Source organism: Vibrio sp. B172a, assembly GCF_030248355.1.
Classification (GTDB): domain Bacteria; phylum Pseudomonadota; class Gammaproteobacteria; order Enterobacterales; family Vibrionaceae; genus Vibrio; species Vibrio owensii.
On the sequence record NZ_JAHGAC010000017.1, the window covers coordinates 58111 to 77095 of the forward strand.

Consider the following 18985-nt stretch of genomic DNA (forward strand, 5'->3'; position numbering starts at 1 on the left):
TGACTAAAACTCTTTTTGTAGCTGCTTGTCTATTTCAGCTAACTGTTTGTTGTATTCTTCAATTTCAGCTAAATGGATATCGTGTTCAATCTTGCTTTGGATGTTCGAGTGTTTTTCTTTAATTGACTCTAAGCTGCCCCAGTCCTGCTTTAGAAGTGAAGCTAGTTTATTGGATATACCATTGCGACGGCTTAAGCCTTCCATCGAAACTTCAAGTTCAATGAGTTTTTTTATCATTTCTGGTTCAACGTCAAAGCTTTCACTTAGCTCAAAGATCATTTGTGCATCTTCTTTGCCAAAGCTAGCATTATCATCATATGCCCAGTCTAGGTCGTAGCCATAAACGTCTTTGAAAATAGTTGGCAGAGAGTCACTCCAGTCTGGCTCATTTGGATCGTGAATCCATTCTTGGCGAATCGCATGAAGTTCTGGCACTGTGATGATTTCAATCTCTCGCCCTTCAGCCTTAAATTTCTTATCTAGTTCAAGTAATTCACGAACCCAACGCTTTCGATAACTCAGCCAATATGGACCTGGTATGTGTTTACGCTCTACAGTAATCTCTTCATCCCCTTTAGCTCTTTGGTAACTTACACGACCACTGCGACGTTTGTAGTTGCGGTATTTATCTTTGTTTGCAGGCTCAGTTGTAAAGGCAAGTTTATTACGAAACTTAAGTAACGGAGCCATCCACTCTTCACCATTTTGGATAAGGCTTTCCATTGCTCTATCTTTTGTTACCACCGTACAGGTCCAACAACCAAAACGAGAGTTACCACAGGAAGGAGTCGTTTCATCAATCACCATCGGACATTCGCCTTGTCCAGATGAATCTTTATATAGATTCCAAAGGACTAAGTTTTTACCGCCCCAAGGGTTTTCCCATTCAAGGTCGTAAATATCTTTCCAAATATTCTTTGGACCATAAGGGGTCTGCTTCGACTCTAAGTGACATAGACGCAAAATCTTCCATACGTCATCAACCGCCCATGTATCGATTGGTGTATAGATAAATGCATTCGATAGCGTAGTATGACGTGCTAATCGAGAGCCATCAATTTTATGCTTAGCTATAACTTGTGCACGAGAAGCGCTTTCTTGGCTACGAGAGCCTAAAACAACAATTACTTCATCAAACTGGGATACCTTGTTTTTGATGAAATCACTAACAGGATCAATTTTCATTCGCTCCGTACACCAACGGAAGGAGCGAGTAGGTGCGGGGTAGCCTTTACCTAGTAAGCTTGTCCAAAAGGTTTGCTCAACTTCAGGTACTACTTTGTGGCAAGTGATAGGTAAGCCATCACGCTCTGCCCCTTTTTCGATTGCATTTAGGGAGTCTTTGATATGATTAACAACGACAGGTGTTTCTACTAGTGTATCTGAAGAAACCACAAAAACAGGCTTATTTCTTTGTTCTTCAGGTAAACCAAGTAGTGCCATATAAACAAGGCTCATAACTGCTGAGGAGTCTTTACCACCGCTGTAGCCAATTACCCATGGTCGATTATCAGCACAATAAACGCGCTGGACATCTGCTATGTAGTGAGTGAGTTTTTGATTGGCGAAGTCTTCATTTTCGATGAACTCAACGTATTCTTCTGGAAGGTCTTCTGCCAATTGGAGGTCATTAATCATAATACTTGTTCTCAAGAGCTGTTATTCAGGAGGCTATGTCAGGTAGTTTAAATTGGTCATTGACCAATCTGTGGTGATACCTGAGAGAATATTGCAATGCGAAATGAAGACTTCAGCCGAGCATTTCTGGTAATGGAGTAAATAGCAATAATTTTAATCCTGATTTTTCATAGGTAGCTCTAAGTCATGTCATCTATCTGTAGAGTCGGTCAAAGTTGGTATGTTCACATTTTGCCAAACCAAGCTTTGCTATGTCTTAGCCGTTTCTACGAGAGTTGCTGCACAGGGATGCTAAAACAGGCACAGTATTTTACAGTGATGTACTCAATAATTCTATGGGAAGGAGAGGTTTTTATAATGGCTTAATTTCGGTGCCTTGAGTCCAGCGTAAACCCTCTGACTTCCTTATTGTGTTTGCCTAAAAGTACCTCAAATTCTGCTCGAACCATCTGAGTCTCTTCAGTTGGTTCAAACTCCATTAACTTTCCTAATCGCTTATCAAAGCTCTGTTGCTTCTTGTAGTTCTCATGTTCGGCTGCCATGTAGAGATGCTTATTAAGCAGTGGCGGCCTGCGATCTTCATTGACGTAATCGAAGAAGTCGATGTCTTGCTCGGCCATCTTGATTTTTATACGCTCTACTAAGAAAGGAACCGATTTTTCAAAGTCGTCATAGGCGGTTAAGGATAGCTTGCCGGACGTGATATGGATTTTGATTAAATCGATTTCTTCATCCAGTTCACCATACATTTGTAAACCCGCACCTACGTATGTGCGCAGTAAGAGTGGCAAATCATCGATGTAGTCACGATGTAGGATAAGAGAATGCCCTTCATTCAATAAACTTGCAGGTAATTGCTGGTGGGCCTTTTCACATTGTGTATTGATTAAGTCTGTATCGGCTATCGCAAACAGTAACTCCGCAGCTAGGTTAAGTGCGGTTTTATAATCATCAAACAGAGCTTTAATATCGCGCTTGAGCGTTTCTGGTTGCTGCGTATAAGGTTTTCTCTTCTCAAATAGCCCCACCGCAAAGTAAAGCAACAGGTCTTCTTTGCGGCGCTTTTCTGCTTTTTCGAACTCTTCGGTGTCGAACATTTCTTGCAACAGACCAAACACTTTTTTATGTGAGCCGATAAGTTCTCTTACTTTGTCTGATTGCTCAAATTCTTCGTTAGCAGGTATACGGCCAAGCGTTAAGCATGTGTTCCAAAATGCGTCGAACAGTTCTTGGTTTTGGGTGATGAGGAGTTTGGCTTTGTCTTTTGCTTCGACAGGTTCTGGAGAGGTGAGTTGCTGCCATTTATGGTGGCGTTTGTATTTGCTTTGTAAGTACTGCTGCTCTTCGAGTTTATCTTTGAAGATGTAAAAAATGCCGGGTGCAACGGTAATGGCATCTTCCTGCAAACTTCGTTCAATATAAGCTTTTATCTCTGACTGAGCGTAATACTTTTGAAAGGTGTTACGTGAGGTAATTACACCATCTTTGTAGGGTTTAAACTGGGCGATATAGCTCTCGTTGGCAAGCATGACAGAAACAACGAGAAGCTTATCCGCCAGCTCCCAAGCGCTTAACAAAGCATCTAGACGTTCATCTTGGTCTTCAATCACGTTTAGAACAAAGCCAAGGTTGACGATGTCTGAACTCACTTTGTCGTTATCAGGCTGAAAGTTAGGATCCCAGCCAAGCGCATCTAGCCCATGCGCCTCCAGTTCTCGCAAGTCATCGCCACGTCCGCAGCCATAATCAAAAATGGAATGTGAGCCTTCTAGGTAACCATGCTTTACTAGTGTTTTCATAGGTGCAGACAGTTCATGGCGAACGAGTGCCGTTTTGTGTCTATCAATTCCTGTTTCTTCGACTTGAGTGACAGCAGAGCTGCGAAACAAACGCCCGTCGACAAGTTCATAGCCATGACGCGCAATGAGGTTTTCCCAAGAGCGCTTAAACCCAATCAGTCGGCTATTCTCATACAGCCCCGCGTTTTCACCTTCTTGAGTGAGTGAAGTGAAATGATCAAAGTGCTCACATTCCGGCAAGATCATGGTCTCTTTGCGATGAAGGATCGGTGGGTTGTCAGAATCCGAGTAGCTTGTGATTTTATGGCTTAATTTAGATAGGTCGACGTTTAAGCTCTGTCTTAGCGCAGGATAAGAGTCAGTGTAAAAGTCAGGGTAGTGAAGCAAAGATAGACGGAATTCTTTTTTAAACAGTTTCACTAGATTCCAGTGTTCATCATCTAGGCTAACGGCTTTTGCTACCGCAGGTATGAATTGAGTGAGTACTGTCGGTAGGGCGCTAAAGGCATCTTTATGAAGGTAGATAGCATCCGGCAATTGTTTCCCTACTTTGATCTGCGCAATAAGCTCAGCAAACTGTTCTTCATTCATTCCATGTCCTCGATGATGTTTCCTCGATTATAAGTTATCGAATAAGGTCCGTGTGGCGCTGCCTTTTGCACTTTTCTTGTTTACGCGAAGTCCATCACTGCGTTTTTCTCGAATCAGTGCATAGCGTGTGTTTTCAGAGCCGACACTGATGTGAATAGGGCGGTCTTTTCCGTAGAAGTAGAGACGATCGAATTCGAGGTTCGTGCAAATGTATTTTGCGACTTCATCCATTCGCTGCTCATAACCTTGTACATAGAAGTCACAGGCAGCGCCATCTCGCTTACAAATTCGATTTCCTTGGCTGTTGAGCTCCATGGAAGCATGTTGATCTATATCTGGGCCCATGTCTCTTGGGCTGTTTCTCAACAAAAAGCGAAGAAGCTTATGGTTGGTAAATCCGTAGGTGATAGTGAGCTCCCCAAGTTGGCTAAGCGGTTCTAATATGTGAGCTTGCAGCAACATCAGCTGTTCTTGAGAGGCGTTCGATGGTGCATTCTCGCCAACAAATGCGTGATGTTTTTGTCGATACCAATTGATCAGTGCGTCTTGCATATCAGCTTTTATCTTAGGGCCTGTTAGGGAAAGGTTACTGACTGACAAAATAGTTGCAGATTAGGTTGAAGTCGACTCTATTTTCCGTTTTCTGCGCCAAAGGTTTAGCGCATTTTTAGTAGTTTCACGTCATCAGTCATTAGTGGAGAGGGACGATGAAACTTTCTCATTCTGTCGGCTTAAAGGGCATCAACAAAAAGGCCGATGTTAAGTTAGTGCAAGAGGCGCTCAATCGAGCAACCATAGGCCCATTGAGGTTGCTGTCGGTAGATGGATTATGTGGTGCGAACACACGGCAACGTATTTACTGGTTTCAAAAAGAGGTTTTGAAGTTTCGAAGGCCAGATTCTTTAATTGATGTGAAAGGTAAAACATGGAAAGCGTTGTCGCTGTTTCTTGTTAAACCAAAAGAGCAGGCGAAGAGTTTTGCTTCTTTATTCTCTACTTCACACAACCAAGTCGTTGAGAAAGCGGAACCAAGCATTCAGTCCATTCAAACTATTGCTTGGGGCGCAAAAGTTTCACCAGAGTTTAAGCAGAAGGTTCTGTTGGTGTGTAAGGAGTTGGATATTCACCCTGACTTTTTAATGGCTTGTATGGCGTTTGAAACTGGCGAGACGTTTAGCCCGAAAATAAAGAATGCTGCAGGAAGTGGAGCAACGGGTCTTATTCAGTTTATGCCAGCAACCGCCAAAGGGCTTGGGACAACGACCGAAAAATTGGCCCAAATGACTGCTGTTAAACAGCTTGATTATGTTAAGAAGTACTTTTGGCCGTATCGAAAGCGTATTAATAAGTTGGAAGATGTGTATATGGCCATTCTTTACCCCGCAGCAATTGGTAAATCGACTTCTCATGCGTTGTTCAAAAGAGGCACCATTGCTTACAAGCAGAACTCAGGCTTTGATAAAGACAAAGATGGCAATATCACATTAAGTGAAATTTCGAGCAAAGTGACAAGTAAGTACCACAAGGGATTAAAAGCAGGGTATATAGGCTAGGATATGAACGAATTATTAAGCACGCTTTTATTGAGTTTTGCTGCATCGGCTTCGCTAACTCCTTCTTGGGATGGCAATTACCGATGTGAGTTAGATTTAGGGGAGAATGCAGCAGGACAGAGTACATGGGCAGAATACGAACTGAGCATTTCGAAAGATTCTTGTTCTCTCGAAGCAAAAGGCTTCCAGTTGGATGAGTCGATAGTGTGTTCGACGAGCGCTCAAGGCGATCGTTTAGATGTGCAGTTTAAATCCTATTCTAATGGGGATCTAAGTAACCTGTATGGTGTTCAAGTTTATAGAGTTAACGAGACATTATTGTCGTTGGAGAGGGAGCAAAAAGCGCTCTTAACGCATTGGCTGTCGTATTGGCCTGGAGAACCCGCACCGAAGTCCACATCGTGTTTTGAAAAGAAGTAACAGTTCAGCATCCTCAAATCATTCTCTTATCTTGGCGTTCAAATGCTCAAGCCATCAATTCGTGAGCTCTGACGCCAATTTCCCTCTTTAAAAGCATTGATTTCCAAAACTGTGTCTATAGTTTTAATAATGTAATCATCAATGATTCTCCAACACGCCTCTAAAAAATGACTCGTTATGGAGGGCGGTATGTTGTTTTTTCTCTCTTTAATTTGTATTGCGATCTTAGGCTATTTAGCTCAAACCACTGGGCTATGCATGGTGAGAGGAGTTAAAGAAGCTTCATCAGGTAAGCCAATGTTTCTATTGGCTATCATACTGAGCGGTACTTTATGTTGGATGGCAGTAGGCTTTGCTTATTTTTTCGATGAAGGTCGCCACTTTACGGCATTTCAACCCACGCTTTACTCTGCCCTTGGCGGTTTCTTATTTGGTTTTGGGGCGGCATTCAACAGTGGATGTGGCGTTTCAACAGTAAGTCGCCTTGCTCGCGGTGAGTTGGTCATGGTCTCAACGATACTTGGATGGTTTATCGCTTGGGTGTTCTTTTCTAGTCTGCTTCCGTCGAATGTGATTGGCCGAGAGATCGCTTTTCCTCATTTGTATCGATATACCGCTTTAATTGGTTTATCTATTTTGTTGGTTGTGTTCGTTTGGAGACTAAGTCGAGAAGACAAAGTGTTGTGGGCATCGATGCTTGGAATCGGAGTAATGGCAGGATTAGTGTTTGTTTATGAACCGCACTGGACACCGAGTGGGTTGCTCAAAGACATGAGTCTTTCTATTTGGCATCAAAATGATATGAAGTGGCCTCAGTTTGAACGTTTTGCGTTAATGGCGGCATTAATCGGGGGCATGGTGATAGCGGCAGTCGCTAAAAAATCTTTTGAATTTCGACTCTCTGCAATCAAACACTACATGCGTCATTTAGCTGCTGGGATCTTGATGGGATTGGGTGCTGTGATGGCTGGTGGCGGTAATGATTCACAACTGTTGGTTGCATTACCTGCACTTTCTCCTGCAGGGTTGGTCGCAGTGTTGAGTATTATTGCCGGAATTTTCGTAGGGGTTAGAGCTGGGAAATAGCATACTTTTAGCCAAGCGGGCGAATACTTTTCCAACAACTCCATTTATTGATGTGATATTTTCTATAAAGCTCATAGATCTATCTCACACTTTTGTGCTTCACAATTGATACTGATATTAAAAAAGTAAGAAATGGATTACAGTTTGGGAAATGTTTTCCAAATGTGGTTGTATCGTGAAAACGGTTTCTAAGCGCTTGTATAAGCTACTAAAAATAACAAAGCTTAAGCACAAAAAAGATAAGGTTTTTTCCTTTCCTAACAGCCTGATACGTAAGAATCAGAAATTCCTGAAAATTTTCTCACCTTCGTCTTTATCCCTTAAGAAAAGTGATGTTTCTCATGCATCTTTTTCGCTCTCTTCTGTCGATGCTCTCGCTTGGGGAAATCGCGTTTCGTCTGAGTTCAAAAGTAAAGTGAATGACATTTCTCAAGAGCTCAACATTGATCCAAACCACTTGATGGCTTGCATGGCGTTTGAAACGGCAGAGACATTTAGTCCGAGCATCAAAAATGGCTCTGGGAGTGGGGCGACAGGGCTTATTCAGTTTATGCCATCGACGGCAGAAGCTCTGGGAACCAGCACTAAGAAACTGGCCAAAATGAGTGCTATTGAACAGCTCGATTATGTCAAAGCGTACTTTATGCCTTACCGAAATCGCATGGCTTGTCTAGAAGACGTTTACATGGCGATTCTCTATCCGGCGGCAATTGGAAAGCCATCTTCGCATGTATTGTTCAAACAAGGGTCGATCGCCTATCGCCAGAACGCGGGGATCGACCGTAAAAAGACGGGCAGGATTACCTTGGGTGATGTTTCTTACAAGGTGCGACGCAAACTAGAGAAAGGCATGCACCCTAACTTTCATGGTTAATCCTTTCATCCTTTGGCGGAGGATCAGAACGTAGCTCCGCCATCCACTCTCAAATCATGCATGGTGACATGGCCTGATTTGTCACTGAGTAAAAATTCAATCGCATTAGTGATGTCTTTGGTTTCAGCAATCTTGTTTAACGGAATACCGATGCGATGGGATGCTAAGTTGCCTTGAATCGTTTCTCGCTCGCCATAAGATTCATTCCACATCTGCTCTTGCATTGGCGTTCTGGTAGAGCCGGGACTAACGATGTTGCAGCGAATACCATGCTCTGCCAGTTCTAACCCCAAACATTGCATCCACATGTGCAGGCCAGCTTTGGAAGTGCAGTAGGCGGACATCTTAACGCGTGGAGTATCGGCCGCATTGGAACCTACGGCCACTATTGCGCCTTGCTTACTGTGTTTCACCAGCATTTTTGCCAGTTGTTGGGTGAGCAGCATGGTGCCTTTTAAATTGACGTCCAAGGTTTTGTTTAGTGCCTCTAAAGGCAGATCTAAAATGGATTCAAGGCGCAAAGTACCGGCACAAGTGACGATGTAATCGGGGATCAGTTGGTCTTGTTCTAGCTTTCGGCAGGCATTTTGAATAGCACTGGAATCGGCCAAATCGAAAGGGAGCAATGTGGTTCGCTGTTGTTGATCGCTTGGCAAAGATTGTTGCAACGCATCGAGTGCCTTTTGGGTCACATCGCAAGCGATGACACGTGCGTTTTGAGCTAATAAGCTTTTGGCACATGCTAGGCCAATCCCTTGCCCTGCACCCGTGACGAGACACAATTTGCTGTCGAATTCTGAGTAGTTTTCACTCATCTCCATTTCCTTTCGCGATACAAATATCAAATCAAAGTTGGCTAGATGATAATGATTTTTGTTATCGTTGTCATGGTGTTAACAAGGAGGTCATGAAATTGATGAATAAATTAGGCTGGAAAATCAAGCCATTGCTTATGGCTGTAGGGCTCGTTGGAATGGCAGGGTGTGAATATTTACCACACTTTGCTGAGGTGGATTTGCCGGAGCAAAAAATCGAACAAGTGGTTGCGCATGCTAAGCCTGCTGATGCGGCCATTCTTGACGCATTTAAGCAACACAATTTTGTTGGGATAGGTGATTATCACTGGAATGATGCTTTTCTGCGTTACGCCACGGAATTGGTTTCTAGCGAGGCGTTCTCTGATCAAGTGACTCATATCGTAGTGGAATTTGGCAACGCAAAATATCAGTCTGTATTAGATGAATATCTCGCGGGAGGCGATGTCAGTGAGGCGCAATTGAACCAAGTGTTGCGTGGTTCGATCTATTTTATGGCTTGGATGCCAGACGCGTACATTAACTTCTTCAAAACGATCAGAGTGCGTAACGAAGCGTTACCAGAAGAGAAGAAGATTCAGGTTCATTTAGCGGAAGCGTCGTTTGATTGGCAAGGTGTCCAAGACGAGAAAGTGTGGAAGCAGGCAGCAAAAAATAAGACGGATCATTTCTATCAAATTGCGGCAGAGCGGATAGCGAAAAAAGAAAAAGCGTTGTTGATTTTTGGCGCTTTTCATCTAGTTAATGCACCGAAGGACTATGTTGCTAAAACACAGGACAGTGCTTGGCCACTGGCGACGCGTTTGGAGCAAGCGTATCCAGATAGCACGTATTTAATTTGGCCAATGACTGAACCGGAAGTCGTGGAAACTTTTCACAGTGTGCAGGCTCCAGCTTTGCTTGAAGTCGCGCAGAGCCCGATCGCGGAGTTAAGGTTTATCGATCTTCTACCAAAAGCACGATACAAGCTTGCGGCGATGGACAAGATGGACGCTCAGGTGGGGGAGTTATTTGATGCATTTCTTTACCTTGGAGATAACCAACGCACAACGGTATTTCCTCGTGACGTGATGGCAGACCGAGATTGGGTGAATGAGATGCAAAGACGCGTCGATTTGATTGGTGGCAAGATGCAAGATCGTTTTAACGAAATCCGATCTCAGAGTGACGAAAAGTACGGCTTCAGCGACAACAGCTAAACTCTTCTTTGTTGTGCTGTTAGATTGATGAAAAGAATGGATGATGGCTGACCCTACAAGGGGTTGGCCATTTTTTGTCCACCAGTTTTTACGGTGAAATCAACGCTAACTATAAGTAATTATTTGCTTTTTACCGTATTAATACTAAGGAGTTAATTTATAAAATTATAAATAATACGAATGATAATTATTATCAAAAGTATTTGATAAATTAAATCTGTATGTGTAGTCTCACTTCTCAAATGAGAAGGAATCTCATTTGTAACGCTATGTTTAATACAGTTTGAGAGATGATTATGCTTCGTAACTCAATGGGAAGCGGCGCTATGCTCACAGAGTTTCTTAACGCTCATACGGATGATGCTTCGTTCTTCTTTAGCTCACCCACTGTGACGTTGCTTACTCAAGGCATTGCTGCAGAATTTACCCAACAAGTCAGATTCTCAGAGTTAGATACTCACATCAGCCAATTACTTGAATCGGCGAAGGAAGAGGGGAATGAGAACCCGATTGCCGTTGGTGTGATCCCATTTTCTGAACACAATCCGGTGCACTTTATTGTCCCAGAACGTCTCATTACGACGTCACCGATCAGGCCGGATAAGATCTCTGATGTCGATGGCTTTGCCGATTGTCCTCCATCATTCATCCAACCGATTCCAGACCCAAGCGAGTACAAACGCAGCGTCGAACTGGCAGCAAAGCAATGTCAACGAGAAGACGCTGAACTCGACAAAGTGGTGTTATCACGCACCATGCAAGTGGATACGGAAGAAGAGATTGACCGCGCGCGCTTCTTGAAAACCTTACTGAAGCAGAATCCCGGTGGTTACACGTTTTCAACCCGCATTGGTGGAAGTCAGTCTGACGCTTACTTGATGGGATCGAGCCCTGAGCTTCTTGTCTCTCGTAAGGGGCCACATGTTTGCTCTAATCCTTTGGCAGGTTCTCGTCGACGCAGCGAAAATGCTTCAATGAATCAACAGCAAGGCGAGCTGATGATGGAGAGTGCCAAAGATCTTCATGAGCACGCTGTGGTGGTGGATGCGGTCGAAAAAGCGCTACAACCTTGGTGTCATAACTTGTACGTGCCAATGGTGCCGTCAGTGATTGAAACCAAAGCCATGTTGCACTTATCAACCCGAATCGAAGGCACTGTGTCTGATGCCAACACGAGTGTGCTCAAGTTGGCAAGTGCACTCCACCCAACACCCGCCGTGTGCGGCTATCCTACTGCTCAAGCTTACGATTTCATCAGCAATGTTGAGCCCTTTGACCGCGGTTACTTTACCGGACTTGTCGGTTGGGTTGATGCTCGTGGCAATGGCGAATGGGTGGTGGTTATCCGTTGTGCCGAGGTAGAGAAAAAACGTCTCCGAGTTTATGCCGGAGCAGGCATTGTTGCCGGATCTGAGCCGCAAAGTGAGCTTGAAGAAACGGGTAACAAGATGCGCACTGTGCTTAATGCGTTGGGTATTGAGATCCGCGAAAATATGGAGGTGGTGCAATGAGCCGCCAAGCCATGAAAGCGTCAGGATTTACGCCTTGGCCGGAAGCGCGAGCAGAGCAATATCGTCAAGCCGGCTTTTGGACAGATCAAACTATCCCGCAAATGTTGCAAGCGAGTGCAAACCAATTTCCAAATCAGACTGCGTTAGTCGAAGGCGAGCGTCAGTGGACATATCAATCCCTAGTGGAACAAGTCGATCAGCTTGCTGCAGGATTCCAATCCAACCTAAATCTCAAGCCGGGTGATAAAGCGGTATTGCATTTACCTAATATCGGCGAATTCTATCTGAGTTTCTTCGCGTTACTCAAAAGTGGTGTTCAGCCTATCCTGGCTCTGCCCGCACACCGTTACTCGGAGATTCGATACTTTTGTCATTTTACTGAGGCAAAAGCGCTGATTACCGCTCCTCAAATGGGAGTCAATACCGCAGAAATAGCCCAGCAAGTTGCGGCTGAGCTACCGAGCTTAAAGCATATCGTTTGGGCGGGTGAAACGAGCTTAATGCCTATCGGTGGTCAAGAGCTAAAAAGCTTGTTTTTAACGGATGCAGATCTGAGCGAGAAACAGGGTGAAGATTTCGCGTTCTTCCAACTATCGGGTGGAACGACGGGAACGCCAAAACTGATCCCTCGCACTCACACCGATTACCTCTACAGCGTTCGCGCCAGTAACGAGGTTTGTCAGTTCTCTGATCAAACTCGGTATCTTTGTGTCTTGCCCGCTGCGCATAACTTCCCGCTTAGTTCGCCAGGTGCGTTAGGTTGCTTAATGTCTGGTGGCACAGTGGTTCTCGCGCCGGATGCTACGCCTCAAACCGCGTTTGCATTGATTGAGAAACATCAAATCACTGTAGCAGCTTTAGTCCCACCGTTAGCTTTATTGTGGCTTGATGAAGCGGGTCGCACTCAGCATGACATTCGTTCACTGGAAGTTCTGCAAGTGGGCGGGGCGCGCTTTAGTGAAGAGGCAGCAAAACGCGTCAAACCGGAACTTGGTTGTACGTTGCAGCAAGTGTTTGGCATGGCAGAAGGGCTAGTGAACTATACCCGTTTGGATGATCCGGAGTCTGAGATCATTTCTACTCAAGGCCGTCCGATGTCTTCCGCAGACAAGTTGTTAATCCTCGATGAAATGGGAAATCCAGTTCCACAAGGAACAGAAGGCATCTTGTTTGTTCGAGGACCTTACACCATTCAAGGTTATTACCAAGCACCAGAGCACAATCAACGTTCATTCAACGAGCAAGGTTACTACCGCACTGGCGATATTGTTGTGCTGACAGAACTGGGCAACTTACAGGTGGTTGGGCGCGACAAAGACCAGATCAATCGTGGCGGAGAAAAGATTGCTGCTGAAGAGGTAGAGAACCACTTACTTGCACACGATTCGGTGCACGATGCCGCAGTGATTGCGATTCCCGATGATTACCTTGGTGAGCGAAGCTGTGCAGCCTTGGTTTGCCCAGAACAAAACCCCAAGCCGATTGAAATCAAACGCTTTCTAAGAGGCCGCGGACTTGCTGATTTTAAGATTCCCGATCGGGTGATTTTTGTTGATGTGTTGCCTAAAACGCCGGTTGGCAAAATCAATAAAAACAAGCTTCTAGAACTTGTTTAACTGACTCTGCGTCGCCAACAACGTTTTGGCGTGCCGAGCTATTTTTGAATATTTTGGAGAGAAGCCCAATGGCCATTCCATCTATCTCTGGTTATCCGTTATCCAAAGCGATTCCAGAAAACCGCGTTAACTGGTCTGTAGAACCACAACGCGCTGTGTTGTTGATTCATGACATGCAGCAATACTTCCTTAACTTCTACGATGTGGAAAGCGAGCTGATCCAAACGCTGACTCGCAACATTCAAACCATCAAACAGACGTGTATTGATGCTGGCATTCCTGTGGTTTATACCGCGCAGCCAGGTGACCAAAAACAAGAAGATCGCGCGTTGTTGACCGATTTCTGGGGCCCTGGTTTAAAAGCGGATGACAGCATTACACGCATCTTTCCTGCACTTGCACCAACCGAGCAAGACATTGTTTACACCAAGTGGCGCTACAGTGCATTCCAGCGCACACCACTCAAAGCCATGATGGATGAAACAGGCCGTGATCAGCTGATCATCGTTGGTATTTACGCGCACATTGGCTGCTTGCAAACCGCAGCAGAAGCTTTCATGACTGATATCCAAGCCTTCATGGTGTCTGATGCCGTGGCGGATTTCTCTGAAAGTGACCACGAAATGGCACTCAACTACGTTGCAGGTCGATGTGGTTATGTTCTGGATAAGCAGCAATTGCTTTCTCAAGTCGAGAGCGCCAACGAATTCGCCGCTGGTGATTACAGCATTCCTCAATCTCAACAGCACCTTACCCAGCAATTGGCCGCGCTACTGGAAGTTCCGGTTGATGAAATGACGCCTGATGACAGCTTGCTCGATTTTGGTTTGGATTCGGTGCGCATGATGTCGCTGGTGGGCGATTGGCAACAAGCGGGGCTGGATGTGAGTTTTATGGAACTTGCCGCCAAACCCAGTTTGCAAGATTGGTGGCAACTGATCGAGAAGAAGCTGACTTAACAGCCCAAGAGGAAGAGTGACAAAGGAATGAACATGTACGATTTACCTTATACAGCGGAGCAATTGCTGCCGTTGACGGATGCCCAAGCAGGGATTTGGTTTGCCCAACTGCGTGACCCAGAAAACCCAATTTACAAGACAGGCGAATACCTAGTGATTGATGGCAAGGTAGACGAACCTTGCTTTGTTGAAGCCGTAAAAACCGCCATTGATGAAGTTGACTCATTACACGCTAAGTTTGTTACCACCACCGAAGGCCCTCGCATGGTGATTGATAGACAAAACTGGCAAGTAGAACGAGTCGATTTCTCTGACCACGATGCACCGTTAGATGCAGCAGTCGAGTGGATGAAAGCAGAGCTAAAACAACCGGTTGATTTAGAGCAAGGCCCGTTGTTCATCATGGCCTTACTCAAACTTTCAGAAGACCAGTTTGCGTGGTTCTTATCGCTCCATCACATCGCTATTGATGGCTACAGCATGTCGCTAGTCGCAGGACGTGTGGCACATATCTACGGCGAATTGGCTAAGGGCGAGCACTTCGACAAGATCGAATTTGTCGACCAACAAGCCTTACTGAAAGAAGACGACGACTACAAAGCGTCGGAAAAATACCAAAAAGACCGCGCGTTCTATCTACAACGTTACGCCGATCACTCAGATACGGTGAATTTGGCAGGCAAACCAACCGTCACGTCTGATCATTTCTTGCGCTTAAAAGGTGCGATGGAAGTGAGTGATTTCCAACGCATGGAATCACTGGCAAAACAGTGTCGCACCCACTGGTACAGCGTGCTTATCGCATCCATTGCCGCTTATGTTCACCGTATGACTCGTTCTAATGAAGTGGTACTTGGTGTGCCGTTGATGGGGCGTTTAGGTTCTGTAGCGATTCAAACCCCAGCAATGCGCGTAAACATTTTGCCTGTACGCGTGAGTTTTGAACAAGGGTTGGATATCAAGACGTTGGTGAAACAGGTTAACCAAGAGTTTTCCTCAGTACGTCGTCATCAGAGCTACCGTTATGAAGAGCTGCACCGAGAGCTCAACTTGGTAAAAGACAACCGTAACCTCTTCGGTCCGCTGGTCAACATTATGCCGTTTGAGTATGAGCATAAATTTGGTGAGCTAACGTCAAAGGCGCACAACTTGTCAGCAGGTCCGGTAGATGACATTTCGTTCTACTGTTATGAACTCGGCGGCCAGCTTCATATCGATATGGATGCTAACCCGGAGCTGTATTCCGAGAAAGATATTCACGAGCACCAACAGCGCTTGTTCCACTTTATGAGCGATTTCTTTGCAAGCGCGCAAGCTCAAGATCCATCGTTATGTCAAATCAGTGACGTGAGTATTCTTCTCTCTGGGGAGGAAAAAAAGGTCATCGAGACTTGGAATGATACAGCGCACGACGTCCCTGAAACGACGCTAGCGGCACTGATGGCGAGACAGCGAATTCTTACCCCTCATTCACCTGCGTTGATTTTTGAAGATCAAACGTTGAGCTATGAGCAATTAGCAAAGAAAGTCTACTCGTTGACCAACTGGCTGACAGCTCAAGGCGTTGAATTGGGTGATCGCATTGCGGTGTGTGTACCAAGAAGCGAAGAGCTGATAGTCGTGCAACAGGCCATTTTGGCGGCAGGCGCGGTTTATGTGCCAGTCGATCCAGATTATCCAGAAGGCCGTATCCATTACATGTTGGCGTCTTCTTCACCTAAGTTCGTCTTTTCTACCACGGCGCTGCAAGACAAGTTGCCAGAAGACGTTGAGGTGAAGATCGTTGATGACGAAACGCTGCCTACCATCTACAAAGTAGTGGAGCCATTACCGCCCCAAGTTCAGCCAGAGCCTCACTCTCCGGCTTATATGATTTACACCTCTGGCTCCACTGGTAAACCAAAAGGGGTTGTGGTTACCCATGACGCTATCGTAAACCGACTGCTGTGGATGCATGACCAATACCCAATTGATGGAAAAGACCGCGTCTTGCAGAAAACGCCAGCAGGCTTTGATGTGTCTGTGTGGGAGTTCTTCTGGCCGATGATTGTTGGTTCTTGCTTGGTGGTCGCCAAACCTGATGGGCATAAAGATCCGATTTATCTACAAGATCTTATCCAACGCGAGAAGATCACCACGCTGCACTTTGTTCCGTCTATGCTGCAGATCTTTGTTCAGCAAGCAGACGCGAACTTGTGCCAAAGTTTGCGCCAAGTATTCTGTAGTGGTGAGGCATTGCCTATCGAGTTAGTGAACCACTATTACCAAGAATTCAACGCCCCTCTACATAACCTATATGGCCCAACAGAGGCTGCCGTGGATGTGACTTACTGGCCGAGTGAAGCCAACACAGAAGGTAACTCGATCCCTATCGGTCGTCCGGTGTGGAACACACAAATCTATATTCTTGATGATGCGCTTAACCCAGTACCACCGGGTGTGGTAGGGCACCTATACATTGCGGGTCGACAGTTAGCGCAAGGCTACCACGGACAAGAACAGCTAACGGCAGAGCGTTTCATCGACAATCCATTTGGTCCGCAAGGCAGTCGAATGTATCTATCGGGTGATTTGGCTCGTTGGCGCGAAGATGGGGCGATTGAATACTGCGGTCGAAGCGATTTTCAGGTCAAGATCCGAGGCTTCCGTATTGAATTGGAAGAGATCGAGAACGCGTTAGCTAATCATCCAAGTGTTGCCCAAGTTGCCGTACTGGCTCAGGAATACAATGACGGCGACAAGCGTCTGGTCGCTTACGTTACCGCAGAGGATACAGAGCAGGGCATTGATAGTAACGCTCTACAAAAATACCTTGCGGAGCCGCTGCCAGAGTACATGGTGCCGAGTTACTTTGTTGAGCTTGAAACCTTTCCGCTAACGCCAAATGGCAAGCTGGATCGTAATGCGCTGCCTAAGCCTGATTTATCTGGTCAAGTCGGTACGAAAGGGCCAAGCAACTTGGTGGAAGAGCGCTTATGTAAGCTGTTCTGTCAGTTGCTGGAACTGCCTGCCGTTGGTGTAGAAGACAACTTCTTTGAACTCGGTGGCCACTCATTGTTAGCTGCTCAGTTGATTGCGCATGTGAAAGAGATCATGGGTGTTGAACTGTCACTGGCCGCAGTGTTTGAGTCGCCAACCGTTTCTGGCATTGCTGCCAAGTTAAACGGCAGTGAGAGTGATGATGCGCTGAGCATTCTGTTACCGCTGCGCAAGCGTGAAGGTAAAGCGGCGATCTTCTGTGTTCACCCTGCTGGTGGTCTAAGTTGGTGTTATGCGGCGTTGACGCCAATCATCCCATCCAATGTTCCGCTCTATGGCGTGCAGGCTCGTAATCTTGGCGACCCTTCTGCACCGCTGCCGAAGAGCATGAAAGAAATGGCAGAAGACTACGTGGCTGCCATTCGTGAAGAGCAACCCTTCGGTCCTTACCATCTTCTAGGTTGGTCGATTGGCGGCATGATTGTTCACTTGATGGCGGGCATCTTACAAGAGCAAGGCCAAGAAGTAGGTCTAGTAACGCTGCTGGATTCTTACCCAGCTGAGCAGTGGCAAACCATCCATCCACCGGGAGAAGAGCAAGCGCTCGGCGCACTGATCCGTATGGCCGGTGTTGAGTTTGATGAAGCGGCACATTCAAGCATCACCAAGCCAGAGGTGATCGATATCTTGCAAGATGCAGGTTCGTCCATGGCGCACCTGAGTACCGAAACCATCACGGCCATGATTGAGGTGGTGATCAACAACAACCAGCGTGTACGCGATGCGGTGGATTACCAATACCAAGGTGACGTGCTGTTCTTCAATGCTGAGAAGCCGCCGGAAGAGGCCTTCCTTGACCGCAATGGTTGGTTCAAATACATGGATGGCGATCTCAAAGTAGTGGATGTGGCCTGTATTCACCGCGACATGATGCGCCCGGATATGCTCCGACTGATTGGTACTCACATGGTTGAAGAGCTGAGAGAGAGATTCGATGTTTGATTCATCCACTCAAGCTAAATCGAACGCTCAGTTGGAGGGGATGATTTCCCCTCTGACTTTCCTTAAAACCAAACTGGCCTCTGGCTGCGTGGTAGCGATTGGTGAGGCGCATTGGTACGCCGAGCTGTTCGAACAAATGACCAGCACTCTGCTCAATCCAGGGTTAGACGGAGTCTTCTCCCACTTATTCATTGAGTTTGGCAATGCGAAGCATCAGGCATTACTCGACAATTATTTGATGGGGGAGGCGGTGACCGACGCTGAGCTGGCCGTTGTCTGGCTGGATTCTGTTGCGTTCCCTGCGTGGATGCATCCTTGTTACGGTGATTTCTTCAAACGGTTAAGAGCGGCGAACGCACAGCGTAAAGTCCCGATCAAAGTCGTGCTGACGGAGCCTTCTTTCCACTGGCAAGACATTACCCATGCCGGAGAGTTGGTCAAGCTCAATGCACTGCGTGATCAAGCGTTAGTCGAAGGGGTCGAAAAGCAGTTTGCTAAGAACGAGCAAGGAGTCGTGGTTTTAGTCGGTGCGAGACACATCCTAAAGCGTTCTCCTACGTTAGGTTTTATGTCTAAACACAAGACATTTGGTGATCTGGCGAAACAGAAGTTCGCTGATCGCTACGTGTCCGTGTGGCCCCACATTTTACCGACTGACCTCAATGAGACGCAGCATGGAATCTATGCCACCACTCAACCGCAACTGAGTAAAAAATCGTTCCTTGATTTGATCCCGAAGAAGCCACCAGTTAACCCTTACGCGTTTATCTCACTAGATAAATTAGTGGATGCTTATTGGTATTTAGGACCACAAAGCCGTCAGCTCGATGCACAAGGTGTGAGTGTGCCGCAAATGTGGAAATCACGTTTGGAACAACGACTGCCGCTGGTCAACGAGCGGCAGCAGATGGTGATCAAAAAGGTCATCGAACAAAAAACATAA

General features: G+C 46.0%; 14 protein-coding genes. 10 read left to right on the forward strand and 4 right to left on the reverse strand.

Translation table 11 applies throughout. The features are described 5' to 3' along the window. Positions 1-3: 3 nt before the first annotated feature. The 3 genes from dndC to KIT90_RS16955 all read right to left on the reverse strand — a co-directional run bounded on the left by dndC (position 4) and on the right by KIT90_RS16955 (position 4580). A complete protein-coding gene (gene dndC, locus KIT90_RS16945; RefSeq protein WP_285377696.1) occupies positions 4-1638 on the reverse strand; it encodes a DNA phosphorothioation system sulfurtransferase DndC in 1635 nt (544 codons plus the stop codon). 362 nt (positions 1639-2000) lie between these two features. Continuing rightward, positions 2001-4028: a DNA phosphorothioation-associated putative methyltransferase gene (locus KIT90_RS16950; RefSeq protein ID WP_285377697.1), complete on the reverse strand. Its 2028-nt coding sequence runs from the start codon at positions 4026-4028 to the stop codon at positions 2001-2003. A gap of 27 nt (positions 4029-4055) precedes the next feature. Beyond that, positions 4056-4580 (reverse strand): hypothetical protein, encoded by a 525-nt coding sequence (locus KIT90_RS16955; protein WP_240304615.1) that lies wholly within the window; start codon positions 4578-4580, stop codon positions 4056-4058. 155 nt (positions 4581-4735) lie between these two features. Between KIT90_RS16955 and KIT90_RS16960 the strand changes: the two genes are divergently transcribed. The 4 genes from KIT90_RS16960 (at position 4736) to KIT90_RS16975 (ending at position 7961) form a co-directional block, all read left to right on the forward strand. Continuing rightward, positions 4736-5581, forward strand: a complete 846-nt coding sequence (locus KIT90_RS16960) for a transglycosylase SLT domain-containing protein (protein WP_285377699.1) — start codon at positions 4736-4738, stop codon at positions 5579-5581. A gap of 3 nt (positions 5582-5584) precedes the next feature. Then, entirely contained in the window at positions 5585-6001 is a 417-nt protein-coding gene (locus KIT90_RS16965; RefSeq protein ID WP_285377700.1) for a DUF5991 domain-containing protein, read from the forward strand. 297 nt (positions 6002-6298) lie between these two features. Further along, complete coding sequence (locus KIT90_RS16970) at positions 6299-7087, forward strand: YeeE/YedE thiosulfate transporter family protein (protein WP_285377751.1); 789 nt, start codon at positions 6299-6301, stop codon at positions 7085-7087. Between the two features lie 151 nt (positions 7088-7238). Beyond that, positions 7239-7961 (forward strand): transglycosylase SLT domain-containing protein, encoded by a 723-nt coding sequence (locus tag KIT90_RS16975; protein WP_285377701.1) that lies wholly within the window; start codon positions 7239-7241, stop codon positions 7959-7961. A gap of 23 nt (positions 7962-7984) precedes the next feature. Here the strand turns inward: KIT90_RS16975 and KIT90_RS16980 are convergent, their stop codons facing one another. Further along, the gene (locus tag KIT90_RS16980) at positions 7985-8776 is read right to left on the reverse strand and encodes a 2,3-dihydro-2,3-dihydroxybenzoate dehydrogenase (RefSeq protein WP_285377702.1); all 792 of its coding nucleotides are present in this window, start codon (positions 8774-8776) and stop codon (positions 7985-7987) included. Positions 8777-8868: 92 nt separating this feature from the next. Between KIT90_RS16980 and KIT90_RS16985 the strand changes: the two genes are divergently transcribed. From KIT90_RS16985 to KIT90_RS17010, 6 genes are all read left to right on the forward strand, one after another. Then, positions 8869-9975, forward strand: a complete 1107-nt coding sequence (locus KIT90_RS16985) for a hypothetical protein (RefSeq protein WP_285377703.1) — start codon at positions 8869-8871, stop codon at positions 9973-9975. A gap of 290 nt (positions 9976-10265) precedes the next feature. After that, positions 10266-11486, forward strand: a complete 1221-nt coding sequence (locus KIT90_RS16990) for an isochorismate synthase (RefSeq protein ID WP_285377704.1) — start codon at positions 10266-10268, stop codon at positions 11484-11486. Beyond that, a complete protein-coding gene (locus KIT90_RS16995; RefSeq protein ID WP_285377705.1) occupies positions 11483-13102 on the forward strand; it encodes a (2,3-dihydroxybenzoyl)adenylate synthase in 1620 nt (539 codons plus the stop codon). The genes KIT90_RS16990 and KIT90_RS16995 overlap by 4 nt, the downstream gene beginning before the upstream one ends. Positions 13103-13170: 68 nt before the next feature. Then, positions 13171-14061: an isochorismatase family protein gene (locus KIT90_RS17000; protein ID WP_005437636.1), complete on the forward strand. Its 891-nt coding sequence runs from the start codon at positions 13171-13173 to the stop codon at positions 14059-14061. A gap of 33 nt (positions 14062-14094) precedes the next feature. Beyond that, positions 14095-18042 (forward strand): enterobactin synthase subunit F, encoded by a 3948-nt coding sequence (locus KIT90_RS17005; protein ID WP_285377706.1) that lies wholly within the window; start codon positions 14095-14097, stop codon positions 18040-18042. Continuing rightward, complete coding sequence (locus tag KIT90_RS17010; RefSeq protein ID WP_285377707.1) at positions 18035-18985, forward strand: hypothetical protein; 951 nt, start codon at positions 18035-18037, stop codon at positions 18983-18985. Before KIT90_RS17005 ends, KIT90_RS17010 begins: the two co-directional genes overlap by 8 nt.

Excerpts from the sequence above, each read along its gene's own strand:
- dndC (WP_285377696.1), bottom strand. The coding sequence starts at position 1,638 with ATGATTAATGACCTCCAATTGGCAGAAGACCTTCCAGAAGAATACGTT.
- KIT90_RS16950 (WP_285377697.1), bottom strand. The coding sequence starts at position 4,028 with ATGAATGAAGAACAGTTTGCTGAGCTTATTGCGCAGATCAAAGTAGGG.
- KIT90_RS16955 (WP_240304615.1), bottom strand. The coding sequence starts at position 4,580 with ATGCAAGACGCACTGATCAATTGGTATCGACAAAAACATCACGCATTT.
- KIT90_RS16960 (WP_285377699.1), top strand. The coding sequence starts at position 4,736 with ATGAAACTTTCTCATTCTGTCGGCTTAAAGGGCATCAACAAAAAGGCC.
- KIT90_RS16965 (WP_285377700.1), top strand. The coding sequence starts at position 5,585 with ATGAACGAATTATTAAGCACGCTTTTATTGAGTTTTGCTGCATCGGCT.
- KIT90_RS16970 (WP_285377751.1), top strand. The coding sequence starts at position 6,299 with ATGTTTCTATTGGCTATCATACTGAGCGGTACTTTATGTTGGATGGCA.
- KIT90_RS16975 (WP_285377701.1), top strand. The coding sequence starts at position 7,239 with ATGTTTTCCAAATGTGGTTGTATCGTGAAAACGGTTTCTAAGCGCTTG.
- KIT90_RS16980 (WP_285377702.1), bottom strand. The coding sequence starts at position 8,776 with ATGAGTGAAAACTACTCAGAATTCGACAGCAAATTGTGTCTCGTCACG.
- KIT90_RS16985 (WP_285377703.1), top strand. The coding sequence starts at position 8,869 with ATGAAATTGATGAATAAATTAGGCTGGAAAATCAAGCCATTGCTTATG.
- KIT90_RS16990 (WP_285377704.1), top strand. The coding sequence starts at position 10,266 with ATGATTATGCTTCGTAACTCAATGGGAAGCGGCGCTATGCTCACAGAG.
- KIT90_RS16995 (WP_285377705.1), top strand. The coding sequence starts at position 11,483 with ATGAGCCGCCAAGCCATGAAAGCGTCAGGATTTACGCCTTGGCCGGAA.
- KIT90_RS17000 (WP_005437636.1), top strand. The coding sequence starts at position 13,171 with ATGGCCATTCCATCTATCTCTGGTTATCCGTTATCCAAAGCGATTCCA.
- KIT90_RS17005 (WP_285377706.1), top strand. The coding sequence starts at position 14,095 with ATGTACGATTTACCTTATACAGCGGAGCAATTGCTGCCGTTGACGGAT.
- KIT90_RS17010 (WP_285377707.1), top strand. The coding sequence starts at position 18,035 with ATGTTTGATTCATCCACTCAAGCTAAATCGAACGCTCAGTTGGAGGGG.